The following is a 24734-nucleotide window of genomic DNA, read 5'->3' as shown; positions in this document are numbered from 1 at the left end:
TGCTAAAGTTTTTTCATAATCCTTTCAGCAAAAGTGGCGCCTTATGCACCCCCTAAAAAAGCTACCCGTTTTCCTTGCCGTTGGCATTTTATTGAGCACTGCGCTTCCCGCTAACGCCCAATCAAGCGCCGCGATTCCGCCGTCCATTACAACGCCGGACAAAGTGGAGACACGTATCGGCACGCTGGAATTTGAGGATGGCATGCCCAGCGACGAAACTCTCACCAAGGTATATGACAATCTCGACCTGACCCATGCAGTTCGTGCCTTTGCCGACAACCTGCGCGGGGTAAGTATTTACATGCTGCGCAAAGGCATGCGCGATGTCGGCGTAAAGGAAAACGAGGTCATTGTGTTTTCCGAATTGATGGATGCCAAGTCGCTGTTCCTGACCGCCAATGCCGATACCGTTTATGTGATGGGCAGCCTGGATCTCAGCAAGGGCCCAATGGTACTCGAGGTACCACCGCAGGTGCTCGGCACGGTCCAGGATGCCTGGTTCCGCTGGGTAATCGATGTCGGCATGCCGGGGCCGGATCGTGGCGCGGGCGGCAAATATCTGATCGTGCCGCCGGATTATGACGGCCCGCTGCCCGAGGGTGGATTCAATATCGCACATTCGCGCACCCTTCACAGTGTCTGGTTTGCTCGCGCCTTTCTGGAAAATAACAACGACCCGAAACCGGTGGCCGAGCGCATCCGCAAGTTCACCAAAGTCTACCCCTACAATTCCGGTGGCGTCGGCACATCCGTTGCTGAATTTCTTGCCGGCAAGGCCAGACTCGGAAAAATTACCGAACCCGCGCCAACCGTTTTTCACGAAGGCAGCGGCAAGGTGATGAATACCATTCCACCAAATGATATGTCGTATTTCGAAATGCTGAATGAAGTGGTGCAGGAGGAACCGGCGACCGCGCTGGACCCGGAACTGATGGGGCCAGTCGCCGCCATCGGTATTATTAAAGGCAAACCCTTTGCGCCGGATGCGCGCATGCAGAAGATTCTCAATGAAGCGCTAAAAGTGGCTAACGCCACCTCTCGCTCACTCATCATGAATCCACGAGACCGCTCCTGGTTTTACTACGACGACGCCAACTGGCAGAACATGCTGTTTGTGACCGGCTACGAGTTCGAAACCCCGATTCCGATGATTACCAGGGAGGGAGTGAAGCCTTTCCCGGCAACGGGTTACCGGAAACTGGATGCCCGCCAGGCGTTTTTTTACGGCGTTACCGGAATCACACCGGCAATGGCCATGCGGCTGACCGGTATCGGCTCCACCTATTTGTGGACCATGGCGGATTCCGACAATAACTACTTTGATGGAGCGAAAACCTACAAGGTTACGCTGCCAAAAAATATCCCTGCGGAGAAATTCTGGTCCTGGACACTGTATGACACCATGACCCGCTCCATGCTCGATACACCACAGCGTTATCCCCGTGCGGGCAGCCAGAGCTATCCATCACCAGCCGCCGAGGCAGCCGCCGATGGATCGATAACGGTATATTTCGCACCGACACAACCGGATGGCGTAGCGCGTGGCAACTGGATCCAGACCATTCCGGGAAAAAGTTTTTTCCCGATTCTGCGCCTTTACAGCCCAATGGAATCCTTTTTCAACAAGCAGTGGCGACCGAGTGAGGTGGAGCTGGTTGAGTAAGGGCACTACCAACAGTAGTTATTGGTTCTAACTGTTATTGGTTTCAACAGTTAGTGGTTCCGAGCAAATCGGATTTCCACGATATTTTGAACATCAGGCGGCGCTATGGGCATTGGAGTGTCGCGCTTCCAGCACACCCTGCAGAAAATCATGGCTCTCACCCGGCTCCGGTGTACACACTCCGCGCGTCGCCAGATAGTGCTGATTAAATACCGAAAAATAATGCTGCAGGGTTTGTGCTGGCTCCGCCTCCCCCGCCAGTAACAGGCAACTGATCGCCGCTTCAATCGTCGAGAAGCGGTCACTCTTTCCCGAGTCTCTCACCGTATAGGAGCGCACCAGGGTTTCCGGCAGACTCAGGCAGGGAACACCGTCCAGCCAGCGGCTGAGTCCCACCATGCGGCTACATTGCTTCCAGGTGCCATCCAATAAAATCAATGTGATCTTTTTTGACGTGGCGGGAAGGCTCTGCACAACCCTTCTGGTCGTTGTACCGGAATCGTCCGCCGGAAATACCACATAGCATTGTCGCGCCGGGTCATTCAGCAGCGCTTTCAATTCTTCGGGGGCTTCGAGCCTGTTCCAGAGATATGCCCGGGTTCCGGGAAAGGTATCGATAATCAGGCGGCCGGTATTGGTGGGCTTGAACAGTTCCTTGCGGTGCATGAGCAGCACAAATTCCACCGCACTCTCGGCTGCAGGCCGCCATGCACACATGCAGGCGAACTCCCCCATCTGGCAATCGCCACAGCGCTTTACGCTTTTGCCCTTGGCGAGGAATGGCTTGGTGGATTTGGCGAGCTCCTGGGCTCGCAGGCGAGTGTAACTGGTGGAATACATGAACAACCTGTAGGAAACCCCAGGGACACGGCCCTGCAGAATGGAATGCTGTACACGCGGGATCATGGACGCGCCGGGTATCGTCGAATGCCCGTGAAAACTGGCTAAATTTTACACGGCTGTCGTGAATTTGTCCCTCCCGACATCGAGGCTTCACTGGGGTTTACGCTGTATGCAGGTAATACGGCCCTCGCTCGACGCCACCCCCATACCCCTGAAATATCGGGATCTTCCGGCGCAAAACTCCACAAAGATACAAAGTCGATAGTCAATATAGGCGGGAGCTTAAATACATGCTAGGAAATACTTTTAATCCATAAATGACACAATAGTCATCAAAAGAACAATAAGTCATATAGTTTTAATTTACCGCTTAAACCCTTTGTTTTCAGGCTTTAATGCTTCTTTTTGGTGCTCAGTGGCACATATCCGGCCCACCTTGGCGCAGATACAATCTGTTACAGGAAAGCCTTGGTCGTCGATTTGATTGTCATGTTTTTATCCATGGTTGGGATTCTCAAAAATTTTTTTTGGAAGAACAAAAAATAAACCAACCTCTTGGGGAGATAATTTCATGGCCGTATTAAAAGGCTTTCCCGGCACCCCGAGCGAGCTGACGTCAGCGGTTCGCAAGGCCCTCTTCACTACTGCTGCGGTGACTGCCATTGCAGTCGGCACGCCCGGCTATGCCGCTGCGGCGGAAATCGCCTGTGCCCCAGGCGAGCTCGGTGCACCAATGGCCGGCGACAGCGTTACCTGTACCGGTGCTTTTGACGAGACCATCAGCTACGACGTCGCCGACATGACCGTGGTGGATGAAACCACTGGCGAAGTAGTTCTCGATTCCGAAACCGGTGCCCCGATCATCGTTGCCGGTGATATCTCCGTAGTGGTTGCCGAAGGCAGCACCGCTACCGGCGTTGTCGTGACCTCCACCACCGCAGCCGTTGCCAACGTGGAAGCCGAAGGCTCCATCACCATCGAAAACAACGGCGATATCGCCAAAACCGGTGACGAGGGCATCGAACTGCCCGACGGTGTTGAGCGCACCTATTACGACATCGGTTTGAGAATCGGCTCCGGCGGCAACAGAAGCGGCCAGTTCTTCGATAGCTACGTCAAACTGGACGAAGAAGGCAACCCGATTGGTGAACGGGTTATGTTCGAACGCAAGGTCGGCTTCGACGAGATTGATGAGTATCTGGGCGTAAGCTCGGATAGCGCCGACTACAACAAGTGGGTCGGTACCGGCCCCCTGGATGAAGTAAACATCCTGGTTGCGGCTGAAGGCACCTTTGAAGGTGGCGTGATCGGCGTCCTGTCTGCGGAGACCGAAGCGGGCAGCATCCATATCGAGAATACCGGTGACATTACCGTCGGCAGCGGCCAGAGCATCACCTATTACTCCAAAGTCACAGAGAGGCACGTAGATGGTGACGACACCATTGCTGGCCTGGAAGCTCTGGGACGGGATCGCTATTCCGCACTGAACAATATCGACATCGACGGTGACGGTATCGCTGACATCGGCATGTTTACTGGCGAAGATGTCATTCTCGTCAGCGAAGCAGATGTCCACTCAGTTACCATCGCAACTGCCGGTATCAACGCCAGCAGCACCAGTGGTGACATTGTTGTCAACAACACCGGTGCGATCACCACCGGGAATATTTCCCACGCCATCAATATCGCAACCGGCGAAGGCGATATCGCCATCAGCAATAGCGGTGATATCAACACCGGCGATGCGGCTTACGGCATCAGCGCGTCCAGCGAAGTTCAGACCGAAGTTGCGCATACCTACAATTACACCGCCGCAAACGCTTACGCGGTCGAGTACAACTCCAGCCGTATTTTCTTCGGCAGATTTACCCCCCCCTCTTACAGTCACTTCTATAAGGACTACGAAGTAAACGCCCACGTCGTCGACACCAACGACAGCGTTATTGTCATTGAAAACACTGGCAGCATTTCCGTCGGCGAGGCCTCCGTAGCCATCAGTGCCAAAAACCCGTCCGGTGCTGGCGTTGCCATTACCAATACCGGTGACATCGATGTGGCCGACGGCATCGGAGGCGTTGGTATCTATGCGTCCACCAACGCCCAGCTGGCTACCAACCTGGAAAAAGCAACCGGTGGCGCTGCGTGTAACCCCTTCTTCGGCTGCCCGCCCAAGCCTTACTTCACCGTAGAAGAAGGCGAAGCAGACGCGAACCTGGTTGAAAACGGCCTTACCAGCCGCGATGGCGAAACTACCATCGACCACAACTCCACCACCCAGCGTCTGCCCACTGACCGAGTCGTTGCTACCGGGCAGGAAGGTATTTACTACACCTACGACAAGCCGATCCTGAACTTTATCGGTCGCCCCACTGGCTACTACGAATCCGGCACCACCAAGCACTACATCGAAACGGTGGACTGGGTCGCCAACGGCTACTTCGATGACCGCGGTGATATCGTGATCGGCAACGCCGGTGATATCGATATGTCCGGCACCTATTTCGGTGCGGCGATCCACGCCATCGGCAACGGTTCCACCACCATCCAGAACACCGGCGATATCGAAGTCGGCGCTCTCGGCAAGGGCATCCTGACCCAGGGCGTGGGTGAAACCGTGATCGACAACCAGGGCGATATGTACCTGCACGGTGCCGGCAGTACCGCGATCCAGGTACAGGCTAACCCCGGCAACCTGGACGCCGTGGAACTGTCTGGCGGCGCTATTGATGCGACCACTGCAGAAATGTTCGGTGGTTTCGAGAACGGTGATGTCACCATCGTCAACTCCGGCAACATTGATGCGGCCGACGTCAGCCACCTGACCGAGTACAACGAAAACGGCGCCATGACCACCCGTGCGCAATGGTCCCGCGGTATCGACGTGTCTGCCATCGGCTCCAACCTGCTTGGCAGCGCGGTCAAGTGGACCCAGTACGGCCAGGACGTGGTTGATGAAATCAACGCCAACAACCTTGCCCACCACGAAGCCGACATGGAGGCCTACGCGGCCGGTGAAATCGCGCTTGAAGATGTATGGGAATACAACAAGATTGAGATCACTGACGGCATCGAGCTGAGCACCATCAGTATTCTGAATACCGGTGATATCAGTCTGTCCGACTTCTCCCACGGCATCGACGCGACCGCCCGTTACGGCACCATTATCGTGGAAAACCAGGGCAGTATCTCTGTAGGCGATGGCCAGCACGCCATGACTCCGGGAACCTACTCTGCTTCCACCATCAGGACTTCCGGCATCCTGGTGAACAACCACAACATCGAAGGCCTTGCCGACCACTTCATCCTGAACTCCGGTGACGTCAATGCTGGCAACACCGCCAACGGTATCGCCTCCTACAGCTGGCACGGCTCCAGCTATGTCATCAACGAGGGTAATGTCACCGTCGGTAGCGGCCACCTGCTCGATGCCAACGAGATCGAGTTCCGCAATTACAGTCACAGCTCCAGCTCCGCAGGCGTCGTCTCTGTAACTGCCGGCGGCTGGGACGCCTATGCCCTGGCGCAGAACAGCGGCAATATCACCACCGGTGACCGCGCCTTCGGCATGGTGTCGTCCAACGTGTTCACCACCGGTGCACTGATGACCGACGACTTCAACCACCAGGCCACTGCAGTTGCGGTCAACACCGGCGTGATCACCACCGGCGATCACTCTTCCGGTATGGCGGTCAACGGCTACATCACCCTGGGCTACAACAGCGGCAGCATCAACATCGGCAGCGGCAGCATGCTCAGCAATTCCGAAGTCCAAATTGCAGCCGGCATGCGCACCCTGCTCAACGAAGGTCTGGCGGCCACCCTGTACAACAAGGGCAGCATCACCGGCGGCGACGAAGTGGCCGGCATGTTCTCCGGTGCCTTCTACGCCGCCAGTATCCAGGGCGCAGACGGCAGCATCTCTGTTGGCAATAACGCGGCGGGTATCGTTGCGCAAGGTCATATCCAGGCCACGGCGGTAAACCAGGGCATGGTGGAAACCGGCGACAACTCCACCGGTATGCAGGCGCTCAGCCGTTACTCATCAGCCCAGAACACCGGCACCATTGTGGTCGGCGATGAATCCATCGGCATGCAGGCCTACGGCACCCTGGCCCAGGCCGTCAACACCGGCACCATCGTCGGTGGCGAAGATTCCGTGGGTATCCAGCTGTCTTCCGCCGGTATCCGCCAGGTTGACGAGAACGGCAACGTTGTCGGCGAGCTGGTAGGCACCGTGATCAACTATGGCAACATCAGTGTCTCCGGTGACGAAGGCTACGCCATCAAGTCCACCGAAGACTTCAACACCCAGATCCTCAACCGCGGCAATATTGCGGGTTCCATCCGCAGCGGTGCGGGCGATGACATCCTGTACAACGGGGTTCAGGTGGATGAAAACGGCTACCTGGTTGGCGCCGGTACCATGATCCTGACCGATGACAAGATTGACCTGGGCGAAGGTGACAACCTCTTCCGCAACGTCTTCGGCGATATCCTGTTCAGTGGCGACAACGTCATCGAGCTGGGTTCTGGCCGCATGGACAACTATTCCAGCGGCGACAGCTACGTGACCATCTCCAGTGTCAACGGCGAAGCCGGCGATACCCTGACCATCAACGGCGATGTGAACTTCACCACCGTTCAGGGCAAAAATGGTCTGTTCCTGGTAGACGTCAGCAACACTGCTCACGACAAGATCGTGATCAACGGCGACCTGACGGCAGTCTCCAGCAACACCAGCGGCACTTCCCGCGCTCCGTCCAGCCTGGGCGTGGCCATGAATGTGCTGGAGCAGGGCAAAGGTGAAATCACCACCGGTGCCGTACTCGACATCAACGGCAACACCGACATGGGTGATCTGGTATTGACTGCCGTCGGTGGCGAATTCGCCGACACCATCTTGAATGCAGAAATGCAGCAGGATGGCAACGGTGACTGGGTCATCGCCTACACCGCGGGCCTGTCTCACCTGGGTGCTGCGGCAAGCTCCGTATCCCACTTGGCCGAGAGCTTCTGGCTGCGTTCCGCTTCTGCCATTTTCGCCGGTGAGCGATCCGCCAACGCCAGCGAATACGGCCGCAGCGAAGGCCTGAGCGCCTGGTCCACCGTGTTCCACACCGATAGCGACATCGACAGCAAGGGCGACGTTGCCGGTCAGTCTCTGGGCTTCACCCAGCTGATCAGCGGCCAGGTAGCCGGTGCCACTTACGCCACCAAGCTGGGCGACAGCTGGCTGTCCATCAGCCCGATGGTCGGTCTGGGTTCTGCCGATGGCAACCAGCTGCAGCAGCAGTCTTCCGCGGCGCTGGACACCGAGACCTTCGCCCTGAACGGCAGCTGGAGCATGAGTGACTTCTACGTGAACGCCATGGTTCAGAACGTGAAGTTTGATGCGAGCGTTCAGTCCTACGACTCCGGCGCAATGACTTCCGGTAAGGCGTTCGGTGCAAGCTTCGAAGGTGGCTGGACCTACCTGCTGGAATCCGGCATTGCCATGACTACCTTCGCGCAGTGGAGTGACGTCAAAGTTGAGATCGATGATTTCACCTCTTCCGACGGCAACTACGACTACGCCTACAACCTGGGCAGCACCAGCCGTGCCGCCGCTGGCCTGAACCTGAGCAAGTCTTTCTCGCTCAAGGATGGCTTCGCAGTGCCCTACGCGACCTTCAGCCTGGCGAACAGCAGCAACCATGACGTGCACGACCTGCACTCCAACGGTGTGTCGTTCAACAGCGAAGTGTCCGGCAGCGAGTTTGGTGTCGACCTGGGTGTCGACGGCAAATACAAGCAGTGGACCTTCAAAACCGGCGTTGGCATTTACGACGGCGAAGCGGACAAGAACGGCCTGAACGCCCACTTCTCCGTCTATCGCAGCCTGTAATTCGCACAACAGAGGGGGGCGCGACCCGCGCCCCCTGATTTTGGATCGCCCAGGAATTTCAGATGGGCATTTGCCCGCAGGAATTGAATATGTTTGAAAAAAATAAGCTCTCGCTTTGCGTTGCGCTTGTGCTCGGACTGTCTGCTTCCATGCCGCTGATTGCGCAGGAAGGCAGCGACGAGAACAAGAAAGAAAGCAGCGAACAGCAGCAGGACGCGAAGTCTGCTAAAGCAAAGAAAAAGTCCCGTACCGTGATCAGCGGCGACGACGATCTGGTCGTGCAGCCCGGTGCGGCCATCGAAACCATCCAGGTCACCGGGTCGCTGATTCCGCGCAACTCGTTCGACGGTCCCGATCCCATGACGGTGATCACCGACGAGGACATGAAAGCGCGCGGCCTTAACACCATTGCGGAAGTCATCGACTCCCTGTCGGAAAACACCGGCTACCGTGAAGGCAAGTCCGGCAACCTGCTGTCCGGCTATACCGTCGGCGCCAGCGAGGCCAACTTGCGCGGTCTGGGTACCGGGCGCACCCTGGTACTGGTCAACGGCCGTCGTATTGCCGACTACCCGCTGCCCTTCGGCGGCGAGCAGAACGGTACCGACATGGGTGTCATTCCCGGCTCCGCGGTTTCCCGTACGGAAGTACTGAGCGGCAGCGCCTCGGCCATTTACGGCTCCGATGCAGTTGGCGGCGTGATCAATATGATCACCAAGCGTGACATGGAGCAGACGGCAATCAGCCATGTCACCGGCGTCTACGAAGACGGCTACGGCATGGCCAACCTGACCTCTTTTATTACCGGTAAAGCCTTCGAGCGCGGCTCTGTAACTTTCAGTATGGAGCAGTTGACCACCGAGCCGGTGTACGGCGACGAAGTGAGCTACCTGGACAATCGCAAGTTCCTGGCCACCGGACTGTCGATCGCAGAAGTCGACCTCGCCAATGGCACCACCAACGCGCTGTCACCGTCGGGCTACGACTGTGCCGAAAATGGCATGTATGCCTCCGAGACGTACAGCGAAGACGGCCACACCGTGTGTAACTATGACGGCTCTCCCGGCGTTGCGATGCAGCAGGAGCATGACCGCACCTCGATGTTTGTGGATGGGCGCTACCAGTTCACCGACACCACGTCCGGTTTTGTCACCGTTCTGGCAACCAAGCAGGATGCGGCCAGCTCCATCCCCGCCAACAGCTGGCGCGGTGTGGTCTACAACGAAGACTTTTCCAAATATGCCGTGATCGGTCGCTCCTTTGCCCACGACCTGGGTTATACCGAGTCCAGTTACGACCAGGAAATGTGGACCGTGATGATGGGCGTAGAGGGCGAATTAGATCTGGGCGGCAATGTCTGGAACTGGGATGTAGGTTACTCCAAAGCCCGCTACAACGTGGTCCAGAAATACGGCGCATTGCGTGAAGACGTCCTGAATGACTGGCTGTTTGACGGCTCCGGTGGTTATGCGGAGCTGGCGAGCGGCGTCTATCAGGTCGACTCCGACTTCTTCGACAACGGACTGGTCAACAACATCTACCGCGATGCTTCCGTAGATGAAGAGTCACTGATGGGACAGGCCACCACCTTTGCCAGCTCAGCTTCAGAAAACGTCAGCTTCAAGGTCGTCGGCGAACTGAGCGATTTTGGTGTCCTGTACAACCCGGTCACCATGGCCGTCGTGGTCGACTGGGCCAGCCAGGAAACTAACATCGACCCGGATGAGCGTTCACGGGACCAGAGCGGCCACGGCTGGCTCAACATTGGTGCTACCAGCGCGCACGGTTCCCGCGATCGCAAGGCGTTCGGTGCCGAATTCCTGATACCGGTGTTCGAAGATCTGAACGTGACCTTGGCAACGCGCCTGGACCGCTACGACGACTCCAGTGCGATCGGCGGTCGCAATACTTCCAGCGTGAAGTTTGACTACCGGCTGTTTGATGAAATCAAGCTCCGTGGTCACTACGCGCAGACCTTCCGCGCACCGGATATGTTCAATATCTACGGTGAGTCCACTGGCTTTACCACGATCACGGATCTGAGCAATGGCAACTGCTACGACGGTGAAAACTTTACCGGCACCTGCTCGTCCTACACCGTGAACTACACCCGTCGCGGCATCGATGATCTGGAAGAGGAAAAAGGTAACGATGTCGGCTTCGGCATTGTGTTTACCCCGACCAACAACGTGAGCGTTTCCGCAGACTGGTACAAGGTTCGCCTGGAAGATCTGGTACTGACGGAAAGCGCCTACAGCGTAATGGACTACGAGTGGCAGTGTGCAAACGGCGCAATCCCGGGTGGCAGCCAGTTCTGTCAGAACATCCGCGACCGCGTGATCCGCGACGCTTCCGGTCGTGTGACCAGCATTATCGTCGAGCCGCAGAACCACGAGTATCGTGAAGTCGAAGGATTGGATATCCGTGCGTCCGCGCGCTTTGAGTCCAAGCAGTACGGCAACTTCGGCGTGGGCATGGTTTACGTCAACACCCTGTCCCACGAGTGGTTACAGTTTGCTGGCGACGAGCCAATCGATATGCGCACTGGCCTGCTCGGCCAGTCCGTACCGGCAACCCGCACGAACCTGAGCCTGAGCTGGAACAACCCGCTGAACGGCTTCCGTTCCGTGGGTGCAGGCCTGTTCATCCGGCGTCAGGGTCGTGTAGACAACTACGTGGGCACCAAGCAACTGGAGCCCTTCTACACCGCCAACCTGACGGCGCGCTACCAGCACACCGCTCGCCTCGGCGTCAGCCTGGGTATTCAGAACCTGACCAATGCGATGCCGATCTCCGACGAGACCAGCCCGCGCTGGCCTTACTACTGGAGCCATCTGCAAAGCCCCATGGGTCGCAGCTACAACCTCTCCTTCAGCTACTTCCTGAGTGACTGATTTATTTACTGATGTATCGACCGGCACCCGCAAGGGTGCCGGTCGCAGGAGTTAAGCGATGAAAATCCTAAAGATAAATGCGCTGGGTGCCGCCCTGATTACAGGTGCGGTCGCTTTTGCGGGCGCCGTTTCGGTGTCCGCAGCCGCCGAGGAAAAGTCGGCAGAAAAGGAAAACAAAGCAACGGCCAAATTTTCCAGCATGGGCGAGTTGCCGATTCCATTTGAGGATCTGTTCCGCCCCGCGGCCTACACCAATATCCGTATTTCACCGGACGGCAAATATTTTGCCGCCGGCAAGGTGCGTGAAGACGGACTGGTGGACGGTGTGATTATCGAGCGCCGCACCATGAGCGTGGTTTCCACCATGCAGATGGCCGGTGCTATGGGGGTTCAGGGAATCCGCTGGGCCAACAAAGAGCGCGTGCTGTTCCAGTTCAGCTTCAAGTCCGCGACTTCGGAAGGCATCGGCGGATCCGGTATTGCCGGGATGAATGTCGACGGTAGCCGCAAAGACATCGTCTGGCGCGGAACCAATGACTACGGCGGCTCTGAAGGTGGTTCCCTTTCGGGCAAAATCGACGATGAGCACTACCGGGTAACGGTGAGCCCATCCGGCAGTTCTACCAACTTCCCCTACCAGTATGTCTACAAACTGAATATCTATACCAGCAAAACCAGCCGTATCGCGCGTTCGCCGATTCGCGCCGGTAGCCCGATCTTCAACAAGGACAAGGAAATCACCCACTGGGTGGGACGCCTGCCAGACAGCTTCAAGCACGTTGTCGTCGCCACGGCTAACGACAATGGCGACTGGGACGAAACCGTTTACGACGAAAGCAAAGGTGTGTTCACGCCTGTCGGCTGGGTGCGTGGCAGCAAGGAGTGGATGTGGTACACAGACACCTTGGAGGCTCCCACCAAGGGACTTTACAAGGTCAATGTGGAAACCGGTGAGAAGAAGCTGGTTTATCGCCACCCGAACGTGGATTACGACACCGTTTTCTTTGACGACGACGGCAGCCCCTGGGGTGCGGTCATCAATTACGATTACCCGCAGGTAATCTATATCGACGAAGACAACCACTACGCCCAGACCCATAAACGTCTGCAGGGTACCTTCCCGAACCACTACATCCAGATCGTCAACCGCACCAGTGACGGTAACGAGTGGGTAGTACATGTACGGGATGACCGCAGCCAGGGCACCTACTACCTGTACAACCAGTTCGACGGCGCTCTGAAACACCTCGCCAACCAGGCGGAGTGGATCGACCCGACCAATGTACCCGCCACCCACCCCATCCGCTTCAGCGCGCGCGATGGATTGGAAATCAACGGTTACATCACCCTGCCGGTCAACAAACCGGCGAAGAAGTTACCGCTGATCGTTCTGCCCCACGGTGGTCCGCACGGTCCGCGTGATTTCTGGGGTTACAACCGCGAGCGCATCCTGCTGGCGAACGCTGGCTTCGCGGTGATGAACGTGAACTATCGCGGCTCCGGCGGCTACGGACGTGACTTCGAGTACGACTGGTACGGTCACTGGGGCACCGAGATGCAGGACGATCTCACCGATGCTACCTACTGGGCGATACAGTCCGGCATTGCTGACGAAGACCGCATCTGTATTTACGGCGCCTCCTACGGTGGTTATGCTGCGCTGCAAGGACTGGTCCGCGAACCGGATCTGTACCAGTGTGGTATCGGCTACGTAGGTGTTTACGACATGTCACTGTTCAAGACCCATGGGGATATCCCGATTCGCAAAGCGGGTCGCGATTACCTGGCTGCGGCCACCGGTACTGACCCGGAAGTCCACCGCCAGCGCTCCCCGGCCAAAAATGCCGAGCGTATCAAGGCACCGGTGTTCCTTATCCAGGGCGAGCGCGACACCCGTGTTCCCATCGAGCACTTCTGGGCCATGCGCGACGCACTGCTGGCGCAGGATCACGAACTGGAAACCCTCGTAGCCCCGCGTGCCGCACACGGTGCCCGCGAAGATGACAGCACCAAGGAAATCGCCTGTCGCATGATCGACTTCTTCAACCGCCATATCGGTGACGCGACCACCAGAAAGGCAGCGGCTGACGACTGTGTACCGGAAGGCGCTATTGGCCTTGATTACGTGGACTACCGGGAGGTACCCCGTGGTTAAGCCGGTCCTGTTCGTCGGTGCACTACTGGCTGCCAGTCAGGCCTTTGGCGAAGACTGGCAACGCCCGGACTGCTCTGCGTTCGAAAGCTTCAGCGAATGTCGCAACGCTCAGAACAACGATTACCGTCGACAGAAACAGAAGGAGTTCCGCGAGCTGGGACTCTCTTTCTGGTACTTCGAACGCCCGGACTTCTCCGATAACAAGGAGATCGAACAGGCACAGGAAGACAAGGTTGAAGGCGCGCTGTATTTTTCCTTCAGCGTCGGCATTGACGGCCGTGTTTCAGCGGTTTCCCTGCAGCACAAATCCAGCGATGCCGTAGAGGTCTATGCCGCGCCGATCCTGGCCGCGATACAGAACTGGCAGTTTGTGCCATCTGACAAATCCTGGCCGGACCTGAAGTGGAGCTATCAGTTCTTCTTCGATCCGGAAGCGTGTGATGAGGAAGACGGAGAATCCGAAGCCTGCAAGGCCGAGGACGAATCGGACAGCTGATTCCGAATGTTGTGACACAAAGCCCGGTAGAAATACCGGGCTTTTTTATTTCCGGAATAGTATTTATCACCCTGATTTAACCCTCCAGGAAAGCTGTCACAGCTGCCATTGCTGAGCATACAACCGCTTTATAGCCAGTTTGATGAAAACGCCTGCCTATCAATCCTTGACCCGGATACAAACTGTTACATAGACTTTGACGATCATCCAATTATTCATTTGCGCACGCTCTACAACCGTTCGCAAAACAAAAGCCAACAATAAATCACGGAGTTCAGCCCGCCCCTCTCCCACAGCGACAACCCGGGAGAAAACCTGCAACCAAACACATTTATTTCGCAGCAATAAAGTGAGCCAGGGAGTTAGGCCATGAAGTTTCTTAAAGATTACGCCGTTGTTGCCGTATTTACCTTCGCAACCCTTTCAATTTTCAATGTATCCGCCGCGCTGGCAGCCATAAGCAAGAACGACGAAACCATCCCGTTTCTCAGTCTGGGCAAATTGCCTATCCCCTTCGAAGATCTGTTCCGCCCCGCCGCCTATACCAATATTCGTATTTCCCCGGATGGCAAATACTTCGCTGCCGGCAAGGTACGTGACGATGGAATGATCGATGGCGTGATTATCGAACGCCGTACCATGAGTGTGGTTTCCACCATACAGATGAGCGGTTCCTACGGTATCACGGACATTCGCTGGGCCAACAAAGAGCGGGTACTTTTTCATTTCACCTCCAGTGGTGCCACCTACGAAGGTACCTATGCGTGGGGTCTCGCGGGTATGAACGTGGATGGTACCCGCAAGGATATTATCTGGCGCGGCACCAGCGACTACGGTGGCAATGAAGCCGCGATGCTGTCCGGCAGAATCGACGACAAGCACTATCGTGTTCTGGTTTACCCTTCCGGTGAAGGGCTTAAATTTCCCTACCTGTATGCCTACAAGTTAAATATTTATACCGGCAAAACCACCCGTATTGCCCGCTCGCCCATCCGTTCTGCAACACCTATCTTTGACAAAGACAAAAACATTACCCACTGGGTCGGGTACCAGCCGTCCAGCTTCAAGCATTTTGTCGTGGCGAGCCGCAACGCCAGTGGCGATTGGGATGAAACCGTTTATGACGAGAGCAAGGGGATATTCCTCCCGGTTGCCTGGGTCAAAGGCCGCAAAGACTGGATGTGGTACGTAGACACCATTGAGGCCCCCACGATGGGGCTGTATCAGGTGAATGAAAAAACCGGTGAGAAACGGCTGGTCTACCGCCACCCGAAAGTGGATTACGACGAGATTCTCAGTGACGACGACGGCAATCCCTGGGGGGCGGTGATCAATTACGATTACCCACAAGTCATCTACCTCGACGAAGAAAACCTCTACGCCCAGACCCACAAACGGCTACAGGGCACCTTCCCCAACCAATATATCGATGTCATCGACCGCACCCGCGACAACAACGAGTGGGTGGTGCACATTCGCGATGACCGCCGCATGGGCAGCTACTACCTGTACAACCAGTTTGACGGCGCGCTCAAGTTCCTCGCCAATCAGGCGGAGTGGATCGACCCGACCAATGTGCCCGCTACCCACCCGATACGCTTTACTGCCCGTGACGGTATGGAAATCAATGGCTATATCACTTTGCCGGTGAACAAAACCGCCAAAAAACTGCCGCTCATCATCCTCCCCCACGGCGGTCCCCACGGCCCCAGGGATTACTGGGGCTACAACAACGAGCGGATCATGTTCGCCAATGCGGGCTTTGCCGTAATGCACATCAACTACCGCGGCTCCGGCGGTTACGGCCGGAATTTCTTATTCGACTGGTACGGCCACTGGGGCCTGGAAATGCAGGACGACCTCACCGATGCCACCTACTGGGCGATACAATCCGGTATCGCCGATCAGGACCGCGTCTGTATCTACGGCGCCTCCTACGGGGGTTACGCGGCGTTGATGGGTGTAGTGAAGGAACCGGACCTGTATCAGTGCGCCATCGGTTATGTGGGGGTTTACGACCTGAATACCCTGTTGGAAACCGGCGATATTCCCCTGCGTAAAGCGGGCGCCGATTACGTAAAAGAGGCCGCGGGTGCAACGGAAGAAAAGCGCCGCGCACAATCCTCCACGCCCCATGTAGACCGCATTAAGGCCCCGGTATTCCTCGTGCACGGTAAGCGCGACGTACGTGCCCACTGGGACCACTACACCGGCATGCGCGAGGCGCTGCTGGCCCAGCAGCACCGCCTGGAAACCCTGGTCATTCCGCGCGCAGGACACGGTGCTCGGGAAGATCACAGTCGCAAAGAAATTGCCTGCCGCATGATCGATTTTTTCAATCGCCATATCGGCGACGGCAATCCCGAAGATGCGCCGGCGACCGATTGCGTGCCGGAAGGCGCGGACGGACTGGAGTATGAGTACTTCAGCGGGGTGCCGCGGGCCTGAGCCAGGGAAGTGATTCGATTGCGAAGCCCGGAGCGCCAACCGGGCTTTTTTGTCGGCAAAGCGTGTGTCAATACTGGAGTAAAGCCTCCCTAATCACTGTAACCTGTGTGGGTATTTTGCAGTGAATAAAACGTCGCTTCCACATAATCAGAGTCATCACCCGTGTTGTTCTGATTGTACACACCGGCCTTGAAGTACTGATACTGGTCGGCAACATCGTAACCGCTCTTGCTCATATCCACTTCCTCTACCACTTTCGCCTTGCCCTCGCGAGAGATGGTCACGCTCAGGGTATTCCCCACCACCTTGATTTCGTAACTGAATTTTTCGCCCAGGGCGATACCATCCATTGGGTCGGCAGCGCTATTGGAGCGACTGCCGATCATTTCATACCAGGTATCATCGCCACCTTCGATTTCGTGAGCGATGTAAACCGAACCTTTGCTGTTGCCCGGCAACTTGCGGTAGTAGAGCCGCACCGGCTCGTCATCATTGGCATGAATCTGCCCGATAATGACCCGACCTACCTGGCCGCTGTCGCCTGTGGTGGTGACATGGTTTACCGCCAGAGTCGCACGCAGAATACCGTCGACGCCACCGGCCGCGTGGCGAGCGGAAGCCGGGGCCGAACCGAATACCCAGTTGTTTTTATTGACCCCCTGAGTGCTGATGCTGGTATTCCCGCGGCGCAGCATCTCGCGCAACTCCGAGCGGGTATAGGAAGTGTTGGTCGACGTTTTGTAACCGGCGACCGGACAACGAAACACCATGCCGCCATCTGCGCCGGTGTAGAAGTAACTACTGTTTCCATAACCGCTGTTCAGCTCACCTTCGTAAATGGAGTCTGCTTTGCCGTTACCATCGTTATCGCTGGGTACGCTCAGGTACCAGTCAGCCAGATCGAAATTACTGGACGGCGGCAGATTGGGATTCAGGCCATTACTCGAGCCCGAGCTGCTACCCGAGCCACTGGAACTTGAACTGGAACTACCGCCAGAACTGCTGCTGGAGCTGGATGAACTGCCACCCGTAATGATTTCATTACTGCCATCGCCACCAGCACAGCCTGAGATAAACAAGCCAACAGTAACTACACACAGGAATCGCTTCGAAAGACCGCGAAGTTTTTCCAATACCATACTTGAATGACCTCGATAATTTTTTATAAACAAAAAACCCGGAGCGGCAAAAAATGGACCGACCCACTCCGGAAAGCTTTCACCAGGCGACCCCTTTAATACATCGTTCAACACTGGGGGTAAGGCCGCCTGTATCACGCGCTGGTCGGAAGGTGAATTGAACCTTAGTCGTGGGTCTGCTCCAGTGCATAGAAGGTCGCCTGTACATAGTCACTGCCATTGCCGGTATTGTTCTGGTTGTATACGCCGGCTTTGAAGTACTGGTACTGGTCTGCTTCGTCGTAACCGCTGTTGCTCATGTCCACAATCTGCACCACGTCGTCTTTGCCGTCTCGGAAGATGGTTACCGTGAGCGTGTTACCCACAACCTTGACTTCATAGCTCCAGATTTCATCCAGGGCGATTCCGTCCGATGGATTGGAAGCGCTGCTGGAGCGGCTGCCGATCATGTCGTACCAGTTGTCGCTGCCACCATTGGGCTCGTGCGCAAAGTACACAGAGCCTTTGCTGTTGCCCGGCAATTTGCGGTAGTACAGGCGCAACGGTTCGTCGTTGTTGGCATGGATCTGACCAACGATCACACGGCCGACCTGACTGCTGTCGCCGGTGGTAGTTACGTGGTTTACCGCAAGAGTTGCCCGCAGTACACCGTCAACACCGCCAGCGGCATTTCGTGCCGAAGAAGGCGCGGAACCGAATACCCAGTTATTTTTGTTCACGCCCTGGGTACTGATACTGGTATCGCCACGCCGCAGCATCTCGCGCAACTCGGTACGGGTATAGGAGGTACCGGAAGAGGTCTTGTATCCGTCGATAGGACAGCGGAACACCATGCCACCATCGGCAGCGGTATAGAAGTAACTGCTGTTCTGGTAGCCGCTGTTCAGCTCCGCTTCCTTGATGTCATCGGACTTGCCATTGCCATCGTTGTCGCTGGGTACGCTCAGGTACCACGCACTGAGGTCGAAATTGCTGGATGGGGGCAGATTCGGATCCAGGCTTCCCCCGGAACTGGTACCACTACCGGAGCCACCAGAGCTTGAACTGGAGCTCCCGGAGCCTGAACTGGAAGAACCTCCGCCGTCACCACAGCCAATCACATCCACCTCGAGAATGCTGTTCCAGTTATTGGCGGTATTGCCGCTACCGGTGATACGCACATAGCGGGCACTGGTATCTGTGACATCGTAGCTTTCCAGGTCGGCGTTGTTGCCGCTGGACTGCCCTGCGGACAAAACCACGGTCCAGTTACTGTTATCGGTAGAGGTTTCAACGGAGAAAAAGCTCACGCGTTGACCCCCCTTGTACCAGGCAATATCCACGCCTTCTACACGCTGCACACTGCCGAGATCGAGCGTGATCCACTGGATACCCTGGGAGGACCAGCGGGACTCCGTAGACAAGCTGCCGTCGATGGCGTTACCCGGGTCGTGGCCATCGTTGCCGCCGCCGTCCGACGCGGATGCAATGGCAAGATTGCTGCCGGGAGAGCAGACGCCACCGCCTGAGCCACTGCTGGAACCACCGGAACTGCCGGAGCCCGCGCCCAGGTCTTCGAGGGCAACGTATCAAGGCGCCCCTCGTCGCCGTTATAGGCACCGAATACGGTTACACTGATGGCACTGCCCGAATTGAATTCCACCGCCAATTTCTGCCAGTCGGAGCTGTCTGCACTGGTATCGATGGTACTGCTGCCAACTTCAACGCCGACGGTACCGGCACCGAGCACATAGGCGCTGAGCCGGTAGTTGGTATTGGCACTGACAGAAACCTGCTGCTCCACGCGGCCACCACTACCGGAGATTTTTGCCGACTTGCCGCCACTTTGAGCAACACTGGAAATCGCCGACGGGTCGGTATCTTCCCAGCTATCCCAGTCACTTTCGAAGCCAGGATTTTGAATGGATGCATTGGCACTTGCCATACAGACAGACAAGGCGGCAGCACAACCAAATTTCATCGCTATTTTATTTTTACAACGTTTCATTGGACCCTCTTTATTTTTATGTAGGGCATGGATGGGTACAGCGAATGCTGACTGCTGCGGGTTTGTGGGACCCGCAGGCACCGCAGAACTTCAAGCGAAACCTGAGGAGCCCGATACTGCAGAAAAAAAGGGACGCAATAGAAAACGGGTCAGCGACAATGAGCCGGCGACCCGTTTCTATAATCAGAACTTGGCGCGCACACCCAGTACAAAGCGACGGTCGTTCTCCATAATCTGGAAAGCGGTGCCGTTGGTACCGGTGTTGATGGTGGGTTCTGCGGTCAGGTTAGTGACGTTCGCGATAACCGTAATATCCTCAGTCACGTCGTAGCTTGCGGAGAGATCCAGTTGCACGAGATCTTCGCGGTAGTCGTTACCCAGTGTCGGGTCGTCGGAACCGGGACCTTGCACCAGCTCACCCAGCGGCAGTACGCGCTTGGTTTGTGTTTCGTCGAGGAAGCGATCGCGGAACGTGTAGGCCAGACGGATACCGAGACCGTCATACTCGTAATACAGCTGAGTGTTGAAGGTATTCTTGGAAATGTCCGGCAGAGGCACACCGTTCGGGTCTTCGCTGTCAGCGTAGGTGTAGTTGGCGCTGATACCGAGGCCGGACCAACGCCCCGGAAGGAAGTCAAATGCCTGCTGGTAACCCAGCTCAAATCCCTTGACCTTGCCGTCCTCACCGTTGGTAATAAAGTCGGTAAGAATCCCCATTTCTGAAATCGGCGTGTTGGCGTTCGCATACTGAATACCATCTGCCTGCCACAGACAGATTTTGTCGTAATCAGAGGTATTGGTCTGGGTGCTGACGACTTCCGGCTGGTTTTCACACGCGAAAGTAGGCTCGGTGAAAGAAGCAACGTCCTTGAAGAAGAGTGTGGCGGAAACCATGTTACTACCCCAGTAGTGCTCTGCAGCGATGTCGTACTGGGTTGCGCGATAGGGTTCCAACTCGGGGCTACCGCGGCTGGCGGCAATGTAGGCATCCCGATAAACGTAGGCAGGGCTTAGCTGATTGAAGTCCGCACGGCGCATCACCTTGGCGGCGGCAAAACGCATCAGCGTGTTTTCGGTTACATCCCAGGTTACGTTCAGACTGGGCAGGAAATCGTTATAGCTGGAACCACCTTTAGTGATATCCCCATCTTGATAGGCTCGCGAGGTGATATCAGTAGATACGTAACGACCGCCGACAATGGCACTTACATTCCCCAAGTCCAGTTCGGCCTGCACGTACATGGCAGAGGTCTCTTCGTTCACTTCAGAGTAGCCACTTTCCTGATACGCCAGGTTGTCGCTGAGGCTACCGGTAACTTCCATATTGGTTCCGGCCAGCAATTGCTTGACGATATCGAAGGAAGCCTGGTGGTTTTGCAGCAGGCCAACATCGTAAGCAGTGACTTTCGCCAGATCATATGCGCCACTCATACCGGAATGCTCGAACGCATCGCCAGAGAAGTCGTACTCGGTAATGGCATTTGGGAACTGCGCAGCAATATCTTCCATCCAGATGATGTCCGGATTACCGTCGGCATCCGTCAGGTTTTTGAAGATATTGGTAACACGAAACTGATAGATGTTCTGTTCATAGTCGCGGCTGGTGACACGAACACCGGTTTTGACGGCGGATACCCAATCCAGCCCAAAGGGCTCGGCGTATTCCAGGTCAAAGCGGAAGGCATTTTCATTGTTCACGACGTAAGTGCGGGTGTCTTCATAACGACGGAACGCCTGGTTCTGCTGGTCGGTAAATACGTAACCATCGGCAAAGTCGACGACCGGCGCGCCGTTGTTACTGTTCGTAAAGGTTACCGGTATATACCACTGGTTTTCATCCGGGTGCCCCTGCCCTTCGAGCGCGCGATCGGTACCACGGAAACGGAACTCGGAGAACGGGGTATAGCTGTCAGATTCTGCGATGGAGTATTCACCACTAACGGTCAACTTGTCAGTGAAGCTCCATTCGCCACCGAACGCATGGCTGAATGCATCGGTGCTGCGGAAGCTGGAACCGGCGGTTTGGATCGGTTGAACACCTTCCGTAGTGAAGTTCTGCAGCTGTCCATTTTCATCCTCGTAGGTTACACCGGGGATGACTACCGGATCGCCACTGATGTGCAGCAGAGAGAAGGTTTCCTGACTACCGCTACGCTCGGTAGTGTTCAGGTCCAGGTAGAACTGGCCTTTTTCAGAGGCCGGCGCCCACTGCAGGGAAACATTGAATGCAGTGCGTTCGCGCTCTTCGGTACGCGGGTTGTAAGTGTGCTCGCGCGCGTAAATATAGTTGCCACTGGGTGTGTTTTTCGCAGCATCCGCGGCATCAATTACACCGTCGTTATTGAAATCAACTTGCCCAACCGCCAACTGCACCAGTGATTCGTCGCGGCGCAGGGTGCGATCCTGGTAGGAGATTGATGCCATGGCACCGAAGGTACCGGCGTCTCCCAGATCCCAGCTGTCGCCAACCGCGGAGCTGAAAATGGGCGCCCAGTTGTCGGCCTTATCTGCATACTCACCCTGAACGGAGATGGAGGCCAGTGGCGCATTAAGGTCCAGAGGGCGGGCGGTGTGCAGGCTGATAGTACCGCCAAGGGCGCCTTCAATCATTTCCGGGGTTGGGGATTTAACAACTTCAACTTTTGACAGGAAGTCCGCGGGAAAATCCTGGAAATCAATACCGCTACGGGTATCGCCCAACAGCGAGCGCCCGTTTACCTCCACGCGGTTTTGCGGAAGACCGCGAATGGAAACTTCGGAACCCACACCAAAATCGCGATTGATGGAGACACCGGTAACACGCTGCAGGGCTTCGGCAATGTTGTTATCAGGCAACTTACCGATATCTTCCGCCACGACCGCGTCGACAACGCGGGCGTCATTGCGCTTGGCGTCGGCGGCGGCTTCGAGGCTGGCGCGGATACCGGTAACCTCGACTTCTTCCAGAGCAGAAGCACCGTCAGCCTGTGCGAACGTCATGGGGGCGAATGCCATAGCGGAAGTGGAGAGCATCAACACACTGAGGTCTCTCAGCGCGGCCTGCTTATCGAACGCCTTAAACTTCTTATTGTTATCCATTTAAAGGTTTCCTCTCATTATAAGAACAATTTTATTTTTATTAGCAGATAGCAGCGCGAGTTAAACCCTTACCGAAAAATCTGTCAACACTACTGGATAGCAACATTGGTAAGATAGATTTGAAAAAAAGGGTTAAATTATTGTTTTAAATACTATTTTTCATTAAAAATATCGAAAAATAAAAAGGCGCATATTTATATATTTATGATTTCAGCCTTAAGCCCACAAACAGGTCTAACCAATAGTTATGACAGATAGCAGTTAACAAGAATTTAACAAGATATCAAAGGCAATAAAAAAGCGGCCCGTGGCCGCTTACAAAATCACTCGCATCACTGTCACCATCAGGCAACTTCTGCATTTTCGGGCATAGCGCCCTGAGCAATAATGGCGCCGCGATATTGAATCACCGTCCCCGCCAGCCTGTGCCCAGTGCGCGCCGCTGCTTCAGCACCACTACCGGCAAGGCGGCTAGCCAGGTAACCCGCATTGAACGAATCCCCCGCCGCCGTGGTATCCAGCGGCACAACCTTGTTCGCCGCAACCCGTTGCGGATCGCGATTGCGCTCCACCACAAGGCAGCCGTCACCGCCCAGCTTCAAGACAATTTCCCCCACGCCCCACGCCTGCAACCGCGCAACGGTGGCCTCCGTATCCGCGTCACCAAACAACGCCTGTTCGTCTTCAAACGTGGGCAGCGCGATATCGGTAAGCCGCAATATCTGCTCGTACGCTTTGCGGGTCAGTGTTTCGCTTCCCCACAGTCGCGACCGGTAGTTACCATCGAAAATTACCCGCCCACCGCCATGGCGGAATTCCGCGAGAAAATCGAACAGGCATTCGCGCCCGTATGGAGACAGAATGGCAAGAGAAATACCGGAAAGATAAACCGCGTCAAACTGCTTAAGTTGATCAAACAGTTGTCGCGCTGCCTGAGGATTGTCCAGCAAGCGTTTCGCCGGCGCGCGGTCTCGCCAATAGTGGAACGTCCGTTCGCCGCTGCCATCGGTCTCGATCAGGTAAAGCCCGGGCGTTGCACCCACCTCACGCTTTACCAGATCGCAGCAGACTCCTTCAGCCTGCCACTGGCGGATCATCCAGTCACTCAGGTGGTCATCTCCCAGCGCAGTCACATAATCGACACTGGCGCCGAGCCTGGACATATACAACGCGGTATTCAAAGTATCGCCGCCAAACGAGAGCCCCGCGTTCAAGCGGCGCTCACTGTGATGGCTGCGACAATCGCTATCCAGGTTCATCTCCAGCATACATTCGCCGATGATTGCGATGCGCTTATCCATGGTGTTCCACCTGTGTACCTCGAAGTTCTTCCCCGGAATCAGGAGAAGAACAGACCGCCGTTGATGTCGATGTTGGTGCCGGTGATGAATGACGCTTCATCGGAGGCCAGGTAGGCAACCGCATCGGCTACTTCCGGCGCTTTACCTTCACGCTTCAGCGGGGTGGCATTGGCCACGTTTTCACGTACTGCGTCCTTGGTGAATGTGTCGTGGAAGGTGGTGCTGATCATGCCCGGGCACAGGGAATTAACACGGATGTTCTGCGGACCCAACTCTTTCGCCATGGCGCGAGTGAAGGTCATTACCGCTCCCTTGGAAGTGGCGTAAGCAGAAGCACCGGGGCCGCCGCCGTCGCGGCCAGCCTGGGAAGCCAGGTTTACGATGGCACCGCCATCCATGTGCGGTACAACCGCTTTGGTCAGCAGGAAGGTGCTGTTCAGATTCAGGCCGATCACCTTGTTGAAAAAATCTTCGTCCATTTCAGCCAGGGTTTTGCGCTCTACCATACCACCCGCCACATTCACCAGAATGTCGATGGTTTTGCCATAGGCTTCCTGTGCGGCAGCAACAACGCTATCCACATCAGCCTGCTTGGTCATGTCGCCCTGAGCGATGATGGCTTCACCACCGACTGCTTTGATTTCCGCCAGGGTTTCTTCCGCAGTCTGCGCATTGCTGAAGTAGTTGACTACTACCTTTGCACCTTCTGCCGCCAGCTTCAGGGAAACCGCTTTACCGATGTCCCGTGCCCCACCGCTGACGATGGCTACTTTACCTTGAAGTTTCATAGTTACTCCTAACTGTAATTTTGTGTTCCGATTCTTTATCGAAGAGCTTTTCAAGTTA

The 24734-nt window shown here is 56.0% G+C and carries 13 protein-coding genes; 6 read left to right on the top strand and 7 right to left on the bottom strand.

Going from position 1 to position 24734, the window contains the following annotated elements:
* Positions 1-43 precede the first annotated feature (43 nt).
* Positions 44-1663 (top strand): DUF1254 domain-containing protein, encoded by a 1620-nt coding sequence (locus PVT68_RS15595; protein WP_280319581.1) that lies wholly within the window; start codon positions 44-46, stop codon positions 1661-1663.
* A 93-nt stretch (positions 1664-1756) separates the two neighbouring features.
* Here PVT68_RS15595 and PVT68_RS15590 read toward each other — a convergent pair whose 3' ends face one another.
* Positions 1757-2569 carry a tRNA-uridine aminocarboxypropyltransferase gene (locus tag PVT68_RS15590; RefSeq protein WP_328517454.1) on the bottom strand — a complete coding sequence of 271 codons (813 nt, stop codon included), beginning with the start codon at positions 2567-2569 and terminating at the stop codon, positions 1757-1759.
* Between the two features lie 508 nt (positions 2570-3077).
* On the opposite strand from PVT68_RS15590, the gene PVT68_RS15585 reads away from it, so the two are divergent.
* The 5 genes from PVT68_RS15585 to PVT68_RS15565 all read left to right on the top strand — a co-directional run bounded on the left by PVT68_RS15585 (position 3078) and on the right by PVT68_RS15565 (position 16383).
* Positions 3078-8390, top strand: coding sequence for a hypothetical protein (locus PVT68_RS15585; protein ID WP_280319579.1), 5313 nt, complete (start codon positions 3078-3080; stop codon positions 8388-8390).
* Positions 8391-8479: 89 nt separating this feature from the next.
* Positions 8480-11284, top strand: coding sequence for a TonB-dependent receptor domain-containing protein (locus PVT68_RS15580; RefSeq protein WP_280319577.1), 2805 nt, complete (start codon positions 8480-8482; stop codon positions 11282-11284).
* A 58-nt stretch (positions 11285-11342) separates the two neighbouring features.
* On the top strand, positions 11343-13439 hold the full coding sequence (locus PVT68_RS15575; protein WP_280319575.1) for an alpha/beta hydrolase family protein: 2097 nt from the start codon (positions 11343-11345) through the stop codon (positions 13437-13439).
* Entirely contained in the window at positions 13432-13935 is a 504-nt protein-coding gene (locus PVT68_RS15570) for an energy transducer TonB (RefSeq protein ID WP_280319574.1), read from the top strand. The genes PVT68_RS15575 and PVT68_RS15570 overlap by 8 nt, the downstream gene beginning before the upstream one ends.
* 369 nt (positions 13936-14304) lie before the next feature.
* Positions 14305-16383, top strand: a complete 2079-nt coding sequence (locus PVT68_RS15565; protein ID WP_280319572.1) for an alpha/beta hydrolase family protein — start codon at positions 14305-14307, stop codon at positions 16381-16383.
* 89 nt (positions 16384-16472) lie between these two features.
* Here the strand turns inward: PVT68_RS15565 and PVT68_RS15560 are convergent, their stop codons facing one another.
* The 6 genes from PVT68_RS15560 to PVT68_RS15535 all read right to left on the bottom strand — a co-directional run bounded on the left by PVT68_RS15560 (position 16473) and on the right by PVT68_RS15535 (position 24676).
* The gene (locus tag PVT68_RS15560) at positions 16473-17522 is read right to left on the bottom strand and encodes a polysaccharide lyase family 7 protein (protein WP_280319570.1); all 1050 of its coding nucleotides are present in this window, start codon (positions 17520-17522) and stop codon (positions 16473-16475) included.
* A 164-nt stretch (positions 17523-17686) separates the two neighbouring features.
* Positions 17687-18925 (bottom strand): polysaccharide lyase family 7 protein, encoded by a 1239-nt coding sequence (locus PVT68_RS15555; protein ID WP_280319568.1) that lies wholly within the window; start codon positions 18923-18925, stop codon positions 17687-17689.
* Positions 18850-19509, bottom strand: coding sequence for a carbohydrate binding domain-containing protein (locus tag PVT68_RS15550; RefSeq protein ID WP_280319566.1), 660 nt, complete (start codon positions 19507-19509; stop codon positions 18850-18852). The genes PVT68_RS15555 and PVT68_RS15550 overlap by 76 nt, the downstream gene beginning before the upstream one ends.
* A 183-nt stretch (positions 19510-19692) precedes the next feature.
* Complete coding sequence (locus tag PVT68_RS15545; protein ID WP_280319565.1) at positions 19693-22587, bottom strand: TonB-dependent receptor; 2895 nt, start codon at positions 22585-22587, stop codon at positions 19693-19695.
* Positions 22588-22931: 344 nt separating this feature from the next.
* Positions 22932-23888, bottom strand: coding sequence for a sugar kinase (locus tag PVT68_RS15540; protein WP_280319564.1), 957 nt, complete (start codon positions 23886-23888; stop codon positions 22932-22934).
* A 38-nt stretch (positions 23889-23926) separates the two neighbouring features.
* Positions 23927-24676, bottom strand: coding sequence for an SDR family NAD(P)-dependent oxidoreductase (locus PVT68_RS15535; RefSeq protein WP_280319563.1), 750 nt, complete (start codon positions 24674-24676; stop codon positions 23927-23929).
* Positions 24677-24734 lie beyond the last annotated feature (58 nt).

The organism is Microbulbifer bruguierae, assembly GCF_029869925.1.
In the GTDB taxonomy this organism is placed as follows: Bacteria; Pseudomonadota; Gammaproteobacteria; order Pseudomonadales; family Cellvibrionaceae; genus Microbulbifer; species Microbulbifer bruguierae.
The sequence above is the reverse complement of the archived record's forward strand: the minus strand, read 5'-3'. Positions and strand labels throughout refer to the sequence as shown.

What these genes read in the sequence shown, in the direction of transcription:
- PVT68_RS15535 (WP_280319563.1), bottom strand. Translation starts at nt 24,676, where the DNA reads ATGAAACTTCAAGGTAAAGTAGCCATCGTCAGCGGTGGGGCACGGGAC.
- PVT68_RS15565 (WP_280319572.1), top strand. Translation starts at nt 14,305, where the DNA reads ATGAAGTTTCTTAAAGATTACGCCGTTGTTGCCGTATTTACCTTCGCA.
- PVT68_RS15560 (WP_280319570.1), bottom strand. Translation starts at nt 17,522, where the DNA reads ATGGTATTGGAAAAACTTCGCGGTCTTTCGAAGCGATTCCTGTGTGTA.
- PVT68_RS15585 (WP_280319579.1), top strand. Translation starts at nt 3,078, where the DNA reads ATGGCCGTATTAAAAGGCTTTCCCGGCACCCCGAGCGAGCTGACGTCA.
- PVT68_RS15590 (WP_328517454.1), bottom strand. Translation starts at nt 2,569, where the DNA reads ATGATCCCGCGTGTACAGCATTCCATTCTGCAGGGCCGTGTCCCTGGG.
- PVT68_RS15550 (WP_280319566.1), bottom strand. Translation starts at nt 19,509, where the DNA reads ATGAAACGTTGTAAAAATAAAATAGCGATGAAATTTGGTTGTGCTGCC.
- PVT68_RS15545 (WP_280319565.1), bottom strand. Translation starts at nt 22,587, where the DNA reads ATGGATAACAATAAGAAGTTTAAGGCGTTCGATAAGCAGGCCGCGCTG.
- PVT68_RS15575 (WP_280319575.1), top strand. Translation starts at nt 11,343, where the DNA reads ATGAAAATCCTAAAGATAAATGCGCTGGGTGCCGCCCTGATTACAGGT.
- PVT68_RS15595 (WP_280319581.1), top strand. Translation starts at nt 44, where the DNA reads ATGCACCCCCTAAAAAAGCTACCCGTTTTCCTTGCCGTTGGCATTTTA.
- PVT68_RS15540 (WP_280319564.1), bottom strand. Translation starts at nt 23,888, where the DNA reads ATGGATAAGCGCATCGCAATCATCGGCGAATGTATGCTGGAGATGAAC.
- PVT68_RS15580 (WP_280319577.1), top strand. Translation starts at nt 8,480, where the DNA reads ATGTTTGAAAAAAATAAGCTCTCGCTTTGCGTTGCGCTTGTGCTCGGA.